Below are 13374 nucleotides of genomic sequence, written 5' to 3'. Positions count from 1 at the left end.
GTTTAGAAATTTGATTTTTTCGATATTCCCATGATTTAAATCATTTGCTTCCTCGAGTATGCTATCGGTAGTCATCCTGGAAATAGGTATAGTTGCCGCGTATGCGACTCGTGGTTTTGTCATCAACAAAGCATCTATCATCGCCCATGAAAGAACAATCACTATAGAGAGTGGTAAAATCGCCGAGATCAAAAACTTTCGTGTCTGCATACGAGAGAGGGTTATATGCTTAACATCGCCACCATGTTGAAACTTTCTTATCAAGAATACAACATGTTTTTTTATGCAATTTCATTTGCAGGTCACCTAAGCCAAAAAAACGCCCAAAATTTGTTGTCACGACTGTGACAACAAACCGAAAAACGCCGATGCGAAGCCACAAGCTCCAAATATCGCAAGACCTATTGCGTCTGATTTAGCTCTGTACTTGTCTCATAGTGAAACACCTTATTTCTGTATGGCCATTTCACTTCACTTGTAACCATCAGAACTTCATCACTATCATCTTGGTCAACATCTAATGTTATAGACTCCACATGTATCCTCCTATAAAAAAACGTATTTTCCGCTCCAGTGGTTTGTCCTATATATATAGGTAGAGTTTCGCTTGGCCCTAGATATTTTTTAAAAATAGAATATTCATTTGGTAGGCGAGCGATAATTGCATTATCCTCCCAATCATTTGCAGAATTCGCCTCAACCAAACTCCAAGTGAAGTCGACATAATCAAAGAACATTGAATAAAAATTCGTTTCCTCACTATTTGCCATCATTGGACTGCCATTAGGAGTAGTAGGATCGCACACATCTGCCGTTTCTATAGTTTTCCAACATCCAGGGTCAGAATATCGCAGTAAATTTGTATCACTCAAATTGCGCACACCTTCGAGTCCTTCTTTTGCAAAATAAACTCCTTCAAGCCATAACTTGTTTTGTGCAGTCACGTTCAAAGAACGGTTGAGTACCATACTCGACACGGTAATCCCAACACCTATGATAAAAAGTGCAATGGTTACCTCGAGAATTGTTTCCGCTCTTTTGTTGGTGAATTTTGAAAACATGAGCAAATTAGGGTTCAGGCAAGATATTATCATAAATCGATTTTCAAAAATACATTAAATGTGTGTATAATCAAAAAGACGTAAGCTCGCCAAAATAAAAACAGCATGAAATACAAAAAAGCGTTTACCTTGATAGAACTCCTAATTGCATCATCCATACTTATGATGGTGATTTCGATGAGTCTTCGAATTTTCTTCAATATCACACGCCTCAATACCTACATAGAATTGACGAACGTTTTGCAATTTGAATCTAAATCCACGCTTGAGCGCATAGCTCGTGAAATTCAAAACAGTACAATCGATTATCCTGAATATTATAATTATTACGTGTTAAATGGTGAAGTTGGGACGTCTACACCATGGAATCTTGGCTCACATTATTCCAGTTATGCTATGCGTTTTTACAATCCGGGTATGGTGGCAAATTCTCTCTCAACTCAGGGCTCAAATTTAGCTGACTTATTGGCCCAAGGAGTAGGGGCGAATGATATTGGTACATATTGCCAGTATGGGTCGAATCCAGCTTTCGTTGCAAGGTTAGATCAGCTCAGCTGTAATCCTCCAGCAGGGCAGCTTCCTTCACTTGAAGACACAGAAGATTATGCAACAGGTACAAATCCGTACACCAGTTCGATGTCCACTGCGGCAACTCAAGCGTCTGCAGTTTGCGACAGTACAAGTGAGATGTTCGTATATTCTCAAGCCCCCTGCCCAACAAGTGCAACGGCTGCACATGAAGTAGATAAGTTATTTCTCATGAGTGGAGATGGACTTACGAAGACGATTTTTACCCTTGAGCAATTTGGTGCGAGCAATGTGGTTTCAATGTTGAGAATGACAGGCTCTGACACAAACAATGATGGCGTGCGTGACACATGGATGTGTGCCGATGGCTTCATCTGCCAGGATCCTACAGGATCTCTGCCAAGCGTCACATCGGGGCAACTTAAAGATTTGAATGACGATGACACGTATGATACTTTATACAAAGATTTCGCACCTATTTCCCCATACAATTTAAACATAACAGATCTTCGTTTTTATATCGCACCTATAGAAGATCCTCACAAAGCTTACGATGAATTCCCACAAATAATACAGCCATACGTTACGATTGTAATGACTGTGACAATCAATGATCCACGAATAGATCAGCTCCCGGTCTCGCAAAGGTCAATAACCCTCCAAACCACTGTTTCAACGGGAGTACACGATGAAATCATGAGCTATTCCGGAGGGGAGTAGTTATTTCACTACAAAACTAATCAATTTCCCCGGGATATAGATTTCTTTTACGATCTCGCCTTCTTCTAGGAATTTTGCAACATTCTCGACTTCTTTGGCTGTTTTTATAGCATCTTCTTTTGAAATATCTTTTGATGCGGTGAAAGTTCCACGTAGTTTCCCGTTAACTTGGATTGCAAATTCGATCTCACTATCGACGCAAAGTGCTTCATCAAAATCCGGCCACTTTTGGGTATCGAGATGTCCGAATTCTTTTTCAAATCCTAGTTTTCCCCAGAGCTCCGCACACATATGTGGCGCATAAATCCCAAGAACGAGAAGCAATGCTTTCATGTCTTCGTGAGTAGCACCATGCATCGTAAGTTCATTTACATAAATCATCATCTGACTTACTGCAGTATTGAATTTAAATTCTTCCGTATCGCCGGTTACTTTTTGAATTGTTTTGTGGCGCGATATTTCACATTTATCATTCATAGCAAAGCCATCTTTTTTTACGCCAATCGACAGCTTCCAAACCTTCTGAACAAATCTATATACTCCGACTACTCCATTTGTATTCCATGGTTTCATATCTTTGAATGGTCCCATGAACATTTCGTACATGCGTAGAGTGTCAGCTCCGTATTTTTCAACAATTTCATTTGGATTGATAACATTCCCCTTTGATTTACTCATTTTCTCACCATCTTCTCCAAGGATCATTCCTTGATGTCGAAGTTTGTAAAATGGCTCATCATAATCGATGTATCCAAGTTTATGTAAAACTTTACAGAAGAATCTTGCATAAAGCAGATGCAGCACAGTGTGTTCAGCTCCACCTACATATAGGTCTACTTGTCCCCATTTTTTCAAAGCTTTACTTCCTGCAAAAAGTTTTTCATTTTTTGGATCCATAAATCTCCAAAAATACCAACTTGAGCAAACAAAAGTATCCATGGTATCAATCTCAAATTCAAATCCTTCACCATACAAATCTTTCGCTCGCGTCTTAAATTCTTTTGAACTTCCAAGTGGAGAAGTCCCCTTTGGTTTGTAATCCACATCGGTTGGCAAAATAATCGGAAGATCTTTTTCCTTCACCACATGAGCTTTTCTTTCCGCATCATACACAATCGGAATCGGTGCTCCCCAATATCTTTGCCTAGAAATCAGCCAGTCACGGAGGCGGAATGTTGTTTTGCGTGTACCGACTTTTTCGCTCTCCAACCACTCGATCATTTTTGCTTTTGCGTCTTCAACATTCAGGCCATTTAAAAATTCAGAATCTATTAATAGACCATCACCAGTGAAGCATGTATTCCCGCTGAGTATATCTTCTACATTATCTTCTGTATCTGGTTGAATTATACACTTAACTTCAATCTCATATTTCTTTGCAAATTCAAAATCCCGTTCATCATGAGCTGGTACTGCCATGATAGCTCCGGTTCCGTATCCCATGAAAACATAGTCAGCTATATATATAGGTATGTTTGCTTCATTTACTGGATTAACACCATACGCTCCAGTGAAGACTCCTGTTTTTGTAGTGTCACTTTGTCTTTCTAGTTGAGTGCGCATACTTGAGGCTTTGATATATTTTTCAACTTCTTTTTTTTGTGCCTCAGTTGTGATTTTTTCCGCAAGTGGATGTTCTGGTGCGATAACCATAAATGTAGCGCCAAAAAGTGTATCTGGCCTGGTTGTAAAAATAGTTAATGCTTCCGCCGAATTTGCAATTTTGAATTCAACTTCTGCTCCAACTGATTTCCCAATCCAATTTAGTTGTGCAACTTTCGTAGAGTCGGGCCAGTCGATAGTATCGAGTCCGCTGATGAGGCCGCGTGTAACGCGGCCGGTAGTAGGATTTATATAATCCTCTATAAAATCCGTAATGCGGAAAAACCATTGTGCCAAATGTTTTTGTATCACTTCGTTTTGGCATCTGTCGCATTTGCCGTCGATCACTTGTTCGTTGGCGAGTACGGTCATACAGTCATTGCACCAGTTAACTGCCGCTTCTTTTTTGTACGCAAGCCCATTCTTGTAAAGAAGCAAGAAAAACCATTGCGTCCATTTGTAGTAACTTGGATCGCAGGTTGCGATTTCTCGCTCCCAATCATAACTAAATCCGAGGGCTTTTATTTGTTGTGTGAAATTTTCTATATTTCCGCGAGTTGATTTTTCAGGGGCAACATTTGTCTTGATTGCATAATTTTCTGCAGGTAATCCAAAAGCATCCCAACCCATAGGATGGAGCACATTGTATCCTTGCATTCTTTTGTATCGACTTATGATGTCTGTAGCTGTGTATCCTTCCGGATGTCCCACATGAAGACCGGCTCCGGATGGGTAGGGAAACATGTCGAGGATATAGTGCTTTGGCCGTTCATCCTTTGGATCACCTCCATTGTTCATATCATCCGCTTTGAATGCATCGCGTGATTCCCAATTTTTCCTCCATTTTTTTTCTGTATGAATATGGTCGTACTGCTGATTTTCCACTTTGTGTTTTGTTAATTAAATTCGAGTTTAACTTTAACAAAACATTGACCTGTATGGCAATTGAAAGATGAGCTATCAAAACCCCACTGGAAAAAAATCCCTCACCACAAGCCCTCACCCACAACCCAATCTACTCAAGTGCCAGTTTCCTGTGTTCCAAATAAAGCAGATCTGTTTTTGTAGGCTCGCGATATATTCCCGCATGTATAATCTTATGATGAAGCTTGCACAGCGCTATGAGATTGTCGTGAGATTTGGTCTTCGCATAGCCATTTTCGTGATGAAACTCCGTTGCCGGCCTTTCGCAATTCGGACTGCTGCACCTGCCACCTGTTTTTGTGAGGGTTTCTGTTCTTTTTTGTTTTGGGATGTAACGAGTGATTTTTTTAGATTTCTTCACCGCCTTTGCCTCACGATTCACCACCTCATCCGCAACCACATCCCAACAATTCACCACCGCTCCATCCATCACCACAAGCTCCGCTCCACAACCCATCGCCTCAGCCCCACCGTCCACCGTCTCCGCTCCACGATCCACCGCCTCAGCCCCACTGCTCACAACCTCCGCAATTTCCCCGTCATCCTCCACCTCTTCAAAATTTTCCCCGGGGAAAAAGTGGTCGAACTGGGCTTGTATAAGCCGTTTCAATATTTCCTTGTTAGATTGCACCTTCATTTTTTGTTTCATTTTTTCAAGTTGATATCGCATCACGCCGTCGAGCTCAATTTTCATCGGTGCGCGTGAGATTTTACCTCGCATTTCCCTCGAATACTCCTGAACCGCCGCCTTTGGCAGGTTTTCGACCACTTTTATCAACTCTTTCTCGTTTTCTTTTGTCGCAAAGCAAGCCACCATCGCGACTTTGTGAACTCCTTGCTCTCTCACGGTTTCAAACAAATTTTGACAACTGACTTCACTTAATTTTTTTTCAACTTTTATAACTTTATCCACGACTCCGGCGGAGAGTCCACCGCCAAATCGCGCGGCGTATTCGTAAATATTCGCGCAACCATAAGATTTATAAATCTCTTTTTTATAGATCTCGGGAATCAGAAGGATAAGTTCGTGAGTAATTTTATTTCGTTGATTGCCAAGGGAAATAAATTTTTTATGAAGCTCTTTCGTGGCCGAAAAATCGTTCTTTCTCACAATTTCGTTTGATTTATGAAGATCATTTTTCGCTCTGAGCTCGCCTGATTTTTGATTATTCATATTTTTTATATTTAGGAAATATTGGAAACAAATACTAACATTTTTTGCGAACAAAAACCAGTCTAAAACCGCAGAGGAAAGCTATTTTACAACATTTTCGAGTGCGGCTGAACAGGTGTAAAGAAAAATAAAAGCGATGGAGCGTTCGGGTGGGTACAGGCGCGCGCGTACGCGCGCGCGACACAAAAATTATCAAAAAAATCCCCTCCCGCATCATAGCGATAAATATGTGAGATATTTAATTTGTAAAAACCCCTGTCAACTTAAACTTTTTTCCCGTGGAAAAAAGTAGTGTTTGGTCGAGATATACTCGGTGGAAATAGGAGGGAAAGCGAAATCCTTGAGGGAAAAAGTCGAGGAGCGAAAGGCACTCGGGGAAAGGAAGGAAGCGAAATCCTCGGGGAAAACGGGAGATCCCGGGGCAAATGGAAGTCACAAATCCTTGAGGGAAAAAGTCGAGGAGCGAAAGGCACTCGGGGAAAGGAAGGTGGTAAAATCCCCGGGGAAAAAGTGGTCGAACTGGGCTTGTATAAGCCGTTTCAATATTTCCTTGTTAGATTGCAGGGATGGGTTTATGCATGTGAGTTTGCGCGAGGGTAATGGGGAGTTTCATGAAAACATTTCCGGTGAAAAAAGACAGTTGAGTTTTCGGAGGGAAGAACGCTATAAACTAATGCCCTGGCACATGTGGCATAACAAAATTCGAATGAAGTATGTCACCATGAAGAGCCTCTCCGGACAACGTATTATCTCCAAATATTAGGAGAGTCAGAGCGGAGACAACTATTACTATAGCAACGCCATATACGGTCACCTTTGTTGTAAAATCCCATTCGTGCATATAGTTTATTATATCTTACTAAGATAATTTTACCATAAAAGCCGCCAATCGTCAAAGGGTATGCTATTCAATTTGGACACTTCGATAGGCTATAATTGCCGCACAATTACAGCGTGAAATTAACATTTAATGTTATTTATATGAACGACTACAATACAATCCTCCCGCTATTACAAAAAGTTCCGCTGTTCAAAGACCTGAACGAAGAGGCTCATAAAGAGATAATTGATAAGATAACGATGATGTACTATCCGGCTAATTATTGTATTTTTTCAAAAGGTGATACGGGGGATGCACTATATATTGTAAAGAGTGGGAAGGTGAGGATTTTTGATGATAATGCGAATGACATAGCTGTTTTTGGTCCATTTAATTTCTTTGGAGAGATGGCGTTGTTTGATGATGTGCCGCGGATGGCATCGGTAGAGACTCTGGAGGACACAGAAGTAGTTATTTTAAAAAAGGAAGAGTTTTTTAAGCTCGTTGCAAGTAATGAAAACATTGCACATACACTAAGTAAACAATATTTCCTACGTGCTCAGGTCAATGCTGTTAGGGCTGAGGCTGAGCAAAGAAAGAATGATCAATAATTTGTTATTATGGAAACATTTTCAATAGTATTTCGTGACGGCCTTCATCTTTTTTTATACTTATTGTTTGCACATTTGATAGGTGATTTCCTGTTACAGCCGGCAAAACTACTTCTTTGGAAAAAACGCGAGAACAAAGGGATCTTGGCTCATGTTTCGATTCATTTTGTGGTGACGTGTATATTGTTATCACCATATATATTTATGTCGAGCGGTGGCTTATATACGTTACTTGGAATACTCGGGATAGTTGTGGTGCATTTTTTTATAGATCAGGAAAAAATAAAGCTTGAAAAAAAAACTCCGGCAAATTCGTTCAAACTTTATGTGATTGATCAATGCGCACATGTATCTGTGATTTTGATTTTCACGTTGTTACTTCAATTTATTGCAAATGTAGAATTCGGAGGGTCGATGGTGGTAGAAATGTATTTATCAAAACAATTCGTGTTTTATTTGATATCGCTAATTTGCGTTACGTACACATGGGAAATTACAAAATATGAAAAGCACAGAAATGTAGAAAAAAAACTCAAAGCATTTAGTCCGAATATAAAAAACATGATGATTCGAGGATTTATAGTTAGTGCGATTTTTATGATTTTTACTCCATTTACAGTCAATGCGGCGAGTTCTCAATATGCCACGTCTGATGCGAGAAATGCAAATATAACCGGTGTTGTGCCGAAACAATTTTCATTTGGAGATACCGTGACGATCAATGGAAATGGGTTTGGAGACGAAATGACTCAATATTCTCAAGTATGCTGGGGCAAGCTTTGTATAAACAAGGATAGTATTACGACTTGGACTGATACTGAAATAAAATTTACAATGAATGTTTTGGGTATGCCATCTCAGGGTGAGTCGCATATTGTTAGATTAAATGGGTCAGGTCTCTATACGGAAGATGCTAAGGGAGATACTGTAACAGTATTACCAACTATAGGTAAATTGTATGACGATAGGGGGAATCAGATCTTTTCACTTACCGCCGGGCAGACAGTAACCGTTACCGGATATTATTTTGGAAACACAATGGGAATTCTAAAACTGGATGACGTATATGTTTCACAGGTACAGCCATGGACAACCGGGGAAATCACATTCATAGTTCCGGAGCTCAAAAATCCTACGACAAAAATGACTATAAAAAGGAGTAATGGAAGTCAGGTGGTTTTTGATATTAATTCTCACACAGGGCTTTCAAACGATGAATTCTCTCATTTGCAAACTTACTTATTCAATGCAAATGTTGATAAAGCATGGAGTGCTTTTGAGACGCGAGGAGCTGGTGTCGTTGTTGCGTTGTTGGATGATGGGGTGGATATGTCTCATCCGGATCTTAAACATGCAATATGGCAAAATATTGATGAGATAAAAGGAGACGGTATCGATAACGATAATAATGGATATATTGATGATGTGAATGGATATAATTTTCGAGATAACGGTACGGACTTAAGTCCAAAGGGAGATCATGGGACTTTGGTTGCCGGAGTGATTGCGGCAAAAGCTAATAATCAAATAGGTATAGCCGGGATAGCTCCGGGTGCCAAAATAATGCCGCTAACCGTATGTGGATTGGAAAATTGCTCAGGTAATGCAGTTTACAATGCAGTTAGATATGCGGTTGATAATGGTGCAGATATCATAAATATGAGTTTGACCGGATTTGGTAATAATCCGATTTTTGATCCTTCATACGATCAGGTTATGGAGTATGCACATGACAGAGGTGTTTTTGTAATTGTTGCAGCCGGCAATGGTAATCAAGAGCTGTCCAAGGCTCAGAAGTACTATGGGCGCAATTTTGATAAAACGCCTATTTCACCTGTTTGCAATGATGGAAGTGGTGACTGGGTAGTTGGTGTTGCATCTATAAATTCGCAGTTGAGTAATTCGGTTTTTTCTGACTATGGAAGTAAATGTATAGATATCTCAGCTTACGGTGAAGCGGTTTATTCTACTAGTGTTGCCGAGTTTTCTTCTGATGGAAAAACATATGGATATGCATATGGTACTTCTTTTGCGACTCCACAGATTGCAGGAGCCTTGGCCCTGGCGAAAAGTGCTTTTCCAAAGAAGGGTATGGAAGATTTAAAAACTGCACTACTCGAAAGTGGAATCCTCTTGGATACAAATTTAGCACTTGAGTACAAAGGTGGTTTTGGTAGAGGTCTCGACATATATGGATTTTTAAATCAATTGAGTGGGTTTCCGGATGTTCAAGGTGAGCCACAACCATCGCCGACTCAGACGGTAAATGACACAGTTATGAGTCAGGGAGCTTTTTCGGATATTGGCGGTACTCACAAGTCTTATATGGCGATTACTTATTTGAGTGGAGAGGGGGTTATCGAAGGGTACGAGGACGGAACGTTTAAACCGGAAAATGATGTAAATCGTGCAGAATTACTTAAGCTCCTCCTAGGGGGGCAGGGTATTGATCCGGATCAAAACAGATATAGAAATTGTTTCACAGATGTGAATGAAGAGTGGTTCGCAAGATACGTTTGTTATGCGAAATCACAAGGCTGGGTTGATGGATATTCTGATGGAAGTTTTAGGCCGGCGCAGACGGTAAACAAAGTCGAAGCACTCAAGATGATGGTTAAAAGTTATGGGCTGACACTTGGTCAGGAGCAGCCGACATATGTTGACGTACATGAAAGCGATTGGTTCTATCAATATGTAGCGCTTGGGCAGAAGTTGGGTATTTTGGAGGAGCGCGGAGCGTTGTTTAATGCATCTCGTGGAAAATCCAGAGCATCAATAGCAGAAAATATTTTTAGAATTTTGGCGGTGCAGGCGGAGAGAGCGAACACATATACAGCTGAAATCGGCGCACAATTTATCGCTCAGTTACAAATTTAACAACTCCGGAACTAAAACTTATTATGATCAAAAGGGTAAAGATTCTGTCGGTTATTATAGGATCGCTGTTGATTTTGATTGGTCTTTTTTGGCTCTTGTCATTGCCGATTGCAAGCCAGCTTTTAGTAGCTTTTGAATCTAGAGAATCAACTTTGATCGAAGATCGTAACGGCGAAATAATTCAGATTTTGCCAAATGCAGATGGTTTTTATGCCGTGTATAGCGCTGATGTTATTCCTGCGAAAATAGCCAAGCTTTTGATTGCAAAGGAAGATAAATATTTTTACCTTCATCCGGGTGTAAATCCCATGAGCACGTTGCGTGCGATATTTGCTGTGTTCACGGAGAAATCAACTGCTTCCAGCACTATCACTCAGCAGTTGGTAAAGATTTTACTCAATCACGAATCCGATCGTACGATAAAAAATAAGCTGCAAGAGATGGTCTACTCTTTTGGACTGGAGCTGCACGCAAGCAAGGAAGAAATTTTACAAATGTATGTGAATTCTATCTATTTTGGAAATCAAGTACAGGGTATAAAACTTGCAAGTAATTTGTATTTTAATGTGTCTCCGGGGAATTTAACTGAAGCGCAAATTATTCAACTCCTTGCAACTATCAGCTCTCCATCAAATACAAATCCGTTTATGGATGCGAATGTCGCTGAGGCATTCGCACTTCAAGAAAAACTTGCAAAGAATTTAACATCTACGGATCATGAGTTTCAAAAATTCACAGAAGAAGAAAAAGATAAACTTAGAAAATCTTTCAAAAATTATATTACAACCAAAACCGCATTTGAGGTTAACTCGATGAATCTTTGTGACAAAATTACAGTTGGGAAAATTTGTCATCTGACGATAGATTTAAAACTTAACGAAAAGATTCGCACGATAATTCAAGCGAGACTCATTCGACTTTATGGCACAAATGCCGAGCATGCGGCTGTAGTGATATTCAAAGAGCCTGAGCATGAACTAGTCGCGATCGTTGGTTCTCCAAATCCATCTTCAATGAGTTCGGCATATCAGATAAATATGGCTGTCCAAAATCGCCCAATCGGTTCAACTATAAAACCATTTTTGTACGGGCTCGGTTTTGAAAAAAAACTTCGCCCATATTCCTTAGTCGATGATCGTGAATACAAATTCACAACAGGCGCAGGGTTCGCACATTATCCAAAAAATTACGACTACAAATACCGCGGGATTGTCACTTTGCATGAAAGCCTTTCAAATAGTTTAAACGTCCCTGCAGTGAAGGTGCTCGAATTTATCGGGCTTCAAGACTTTTACAAATTCTTAACCGACCGACTGGAATTCATCCCCGTACAACCACTTGAAAATTATCAATACGGCATCGCTCTCGGCCAACTCGAAATGACTCTACTCCAACTCACAAATTATTTTTCAATTTTTGCGAACGAAGGCTATTTGCAAGACAAACAAATTTTCGACTCCAAATATGTGCAACTCGTAAATCGCATAACAACAGATCGCGACGCCGCATCAGACCAATTTGGTATCACCGGGAATTTGCGAGTAGAAGGCTACATGGTTGGAGTTAAAACAGGAACTTCACGTGAATACCATGATAGCTGGACTGTAGGTTATACTCCTGACTTCGTCGTTGGAGTTTGGGTCGGCAACGCAAAAAACCTTCCTATGACAGATATCTCCGGCCAAACCGGCGCTGGCGGAATCTGGAATGATGCAGTAACTCTCATGATCGACTCCGACTATAACCGGAAAATACCATTTTCATTCGATCAAATAAAAAGTTTCCGGTTAAATGACTCAATTTACTTCGGACTTCCGAATGACACACCATCCGACCACATCAACCTAATGATAAATGAACCACTCATCCTCTCTCCTCACTCTGGCGACACTTTACTCTTCAAAAATGACATGAACATCGCCCTCCACGCCTCAGAAATCGTAAAATGGTACATAGATGACACTTTCATCGCCGAGTCCACTTCCGCAACATTCTCACCAAAATCTTCCGGTCAAATAAACATCACCGCCAAATCAGAGGCTGACACAGAGACAATTACAGTAGATATCGTATCAAAGCAAAACAATAACGTCTGAAGTACAGCGTTCAGCCTGCAAAATCATTATCTTTCATTTTTGATATCCTTCTCCTCTTTTTTGCGCTCATTATCCGCATCGGTTTTAAATGCTACCAATAAAATCAGGGCGCGAGTATCGATAGCTGTATCTTCAATAGTAATTCTCCATGTATCCCCAGTAAAATTGATCATTGGTCTTTTTGCATGCATAGCAGCCGTTCCATTAGCATCTGTTATGTCAAAACTAGTCGCCATAAATTTAGTGCCAACTGAACTACCTATTTCTGTGCCATCCGGCCCATTAATTCTATACGATGTTTTGATGCCAGCACCAAAAAGAGTTTTTATTATATTTTCATGAATAACCGCCAATTCCTTACCGCTACAATCTTTTACATCTACTTCATTTCCAATCGAAATAAGTGCTCTTCTTGCTACAGCCAAGCAATCACCATCTTTATTTGAATATGTATAAGTTGGTGTAAGTGAAATGATTTTTTTTACAATTTCACCAGCCTCTGCACCATCTTTTGTTACTGAAAAGGTGGTTGTTAAACTTATCACATGTTCATCTACAATATAATTAGATGTATTTGTTTGCATAGCTTGATTATGCTCGTTTGGTTTTGAATCAACTTCAACAGCTGTACAAGCACTCAAAAGCAATGCAGAAAAAGCAGATACTAGATTAGTGAGCTTTCTATTAGAGGCGTTTGGTCGTTTTGGTGCGATTCGCTCAGGCGCTATTGGAAAGTCTAAATTTGATCTCATTTTCATATGAAAAGGTAAAAAGTACCAAATTATAACCTCCAACAATTGATTGTCAAATATTTGTGGGCTCTTTAAACAAATTGGGCAATCAAAAGTATGTTTGAGAGCATGTAGATGCTGAAATCTAAAAAATCCAAACGTGCGAAAACAAATTTAATGAATTTTGGTTATGTGAAAGTGTGCACGTGAACAGATTTTGTACGTTATCT

The 13374-nt window shown here is 40.0% G+C and carries 10 protein-coding genes; 4 read left to right on the top strand and 6 right to left on the bottom strand.

Going from position 1 to position 13374, the window contains the following annotated elements:
- Together Q8P68_05245 and Q8P68_05240 are read right to left on the bottom strand one after the other, a co-directional pair.
- Window positions 1-210: hypothetical protein (locus tag Q8P68_05245; protein MDP4008567.1), on the bottom strand; the 210-nt coding region annotated here is incomplete at its 3' end.
- Between the two features lie 191 nt (window positions 211-401).
- Window positions 402-1061 carry a hypothetical protein gene (locus Q8P68_05240; protein MDP4008566.1) on the bottom strand — a complete coding sequence of 220 codons (660 nt, stop codon included), beginning with the start codon at window positions 1059-1061 and terminating at the stop codon, window positions 402-404.
- A 105-nt stretch (window positions 1062-1166) separates the two neighbouring features.
- Between Q8P68_05240 and Q8P68_05235 the strand changes: the two genes are divergently transcribed.
- Window positions 1167-2309: a prepilin-type N-terminal cleavage/methylation domain-containing protein gene (locus tag Q8P68_05235; GenBank protein ID MDP4008565.1), complete on the top strand. Its 1143-nt coding sequence runs from the start codon at window positions 1167-1169 to the stop codon at window positions 2307-2309.
- Here Q8P68_05235 and leuS read toward each other — a convergent pair whose 3' ends face one another.
- The 3 genes from leuS to Q8P68_05220 all read right to left on the bottom strand — a co-directional run bounded on the left by leuS (window position 2310) and on the right by Q8P68_05220 (window position 6850).
- A complete protein-coding gene (gene leuS / locus Q8P68_05230; protein MDP4008564.1) occupies window positions 2310-4796 on the bottom strand; it encodes a leucine--tRNA ligase in 2487 nt (828 codons plus the stop codon).
- Window positions 4797-4926: 130 nt separating this feature from the next.
- Entirely contained in the window at window positions 4927-6009 is a 1083-nt protein-coding gene (locus Q8P68_05225; GenBank protein ID MDP4008563.1) for an HNH endonuclease signature motif containing protein, read from the bottom strand.
- Window positions 6010-6679: 670 nt separating this feature from the next.
- Window positions 6680-6850, bottom strand: coding sequence for a hypothetical protein (locus tag Q8P68_05220; protein MDP4008562.1), 171 nt, complete (start codon window positions 6848-6850; stop codon window positions 6680-6682).
- 140 nt (window positions 6851-6990) lie between these two features.
- Between Q8P68_05220 and Q8P68_05215 the strand changes: the two genes are divergently transcribed.
- From Q8P68_05215 to Q8P68_05205, 3 genes are read left to right on the top strand one after another with little or no spacing between them, the layout of a single operon-like run.
- Window positions 6991-7440 (top strand): cyclic nucleotide-binding domain-containing protein, encoded by a 450-nt coding sequence (locus Q8P68_05215; GenBank protein MDP4008561.1) that lies wholly within the window; start codon window positions 6991-6993, stop codon window positions 7438-7440.
- A gap of 9 nt (window positions 7441-7449) precedes the next feature.
- A complete protein-coding gene (locus Q8P68_05210; protein ID MDP4008560.1) occupies window positions 7450-10317 on the top strand; it encodes a DUF3307 domain-containing protein in 2868 nt (955 codons plus the stop codon).
- Window positions 10318-10340: 23 nt separating this feature from the next.
- Window positions 10341-12413, top strand: coding sequence for a transglycosylase domain-containing protein (locus tag Q8P68_05205; GenBank protein MDP4008559.1), 2073 nt, complete (start codon window positions 10341-10343; stop codon window positions 12411-12413).
- 26 nt (window positions 12414-12439) lie between these two features.
- Here the strand turns inward: Q8P68_05205 and Q8P68_05200 are convergent, their stop codons facing one another.
- Complete coding sequence (locus tag Q8P68_05200; protein MDP4008558.1) at window positions 12440-13171, bottom strand: hypothetical protein; 732 nt, start codon at window positions 13169-13171, stop codon at window positions 12440-12442.
- Window positions 13172-13374 lie beyond the last annotated feature (203 nt).

It is taken from the genome of Candidatus Peregrinibacteria bacterium, from assembly GCA_030700255.1.
In the GTDB taxonomy this organism is placed as follows: domain Bacteria; phylum Patescibacteriota; class Gracilibacteria; order UBA1369; family JABINC01; genus JABINC01.
This window is presented reverse-complemented; position numbering and strand designations above follow the sequence as displayed.

Coding starts and splice junctions, on each gene's coding strand:
- Q8P68_05205 (MDP4008559.1), top strand. CDS start 10,341: ATGATCAAAAGGGTAAAGATTCTGTCGGTTATTATAGGATCGCTGTTG.
- Q8P68_05220 (MDP4008562.1), bottom strand. CDS start 6,850: ATGCACGAATGGGATTTTACAACAAAGGTGACCGTATATGGCGTTGCT.
- Q8P68_05225 (MDP4008563.1), bottom strand. CDS start 6,009: ATGAATAATCAAAAATCAGGCGAGCTCAGAGCGAAAAATGATCTTCAT.
- Q8P68_05235 (MDP4008565.1), top strand. CDS start 1,167: ATGAAATACAAAAAAGCGTTTACCTTGATAGAACTCCTAATTGCATCA.
- Q8P68_05215 (MDP4008561.1), top strand. CDS start 6,991: ATGAACGACTACAATACAATCCTCCCGCTATTACAAAAAGTTCCGCTG.
- Q8P68_05240 (MDP4008566.1), bottom strand. CDS start 1,061: ATGTTTTCAAAATTCACCAACAAAAGAGCGGAAACAATTCTCGAGGTA.
- Q8P68_05210 (MDP4008560.1), top strand. CDS start 7,450: ATGGAAACATTTTCAATAGTATTTCGTGACGGCCTTCATCTTTTTTTA.
- Q8P68_05200 (MDP4008558.1), bottom strand. CDS start 13,171: ATGAAAATGAGATCAAATTTAGACTTTCCAATAGCGCCTGAGCGAATC.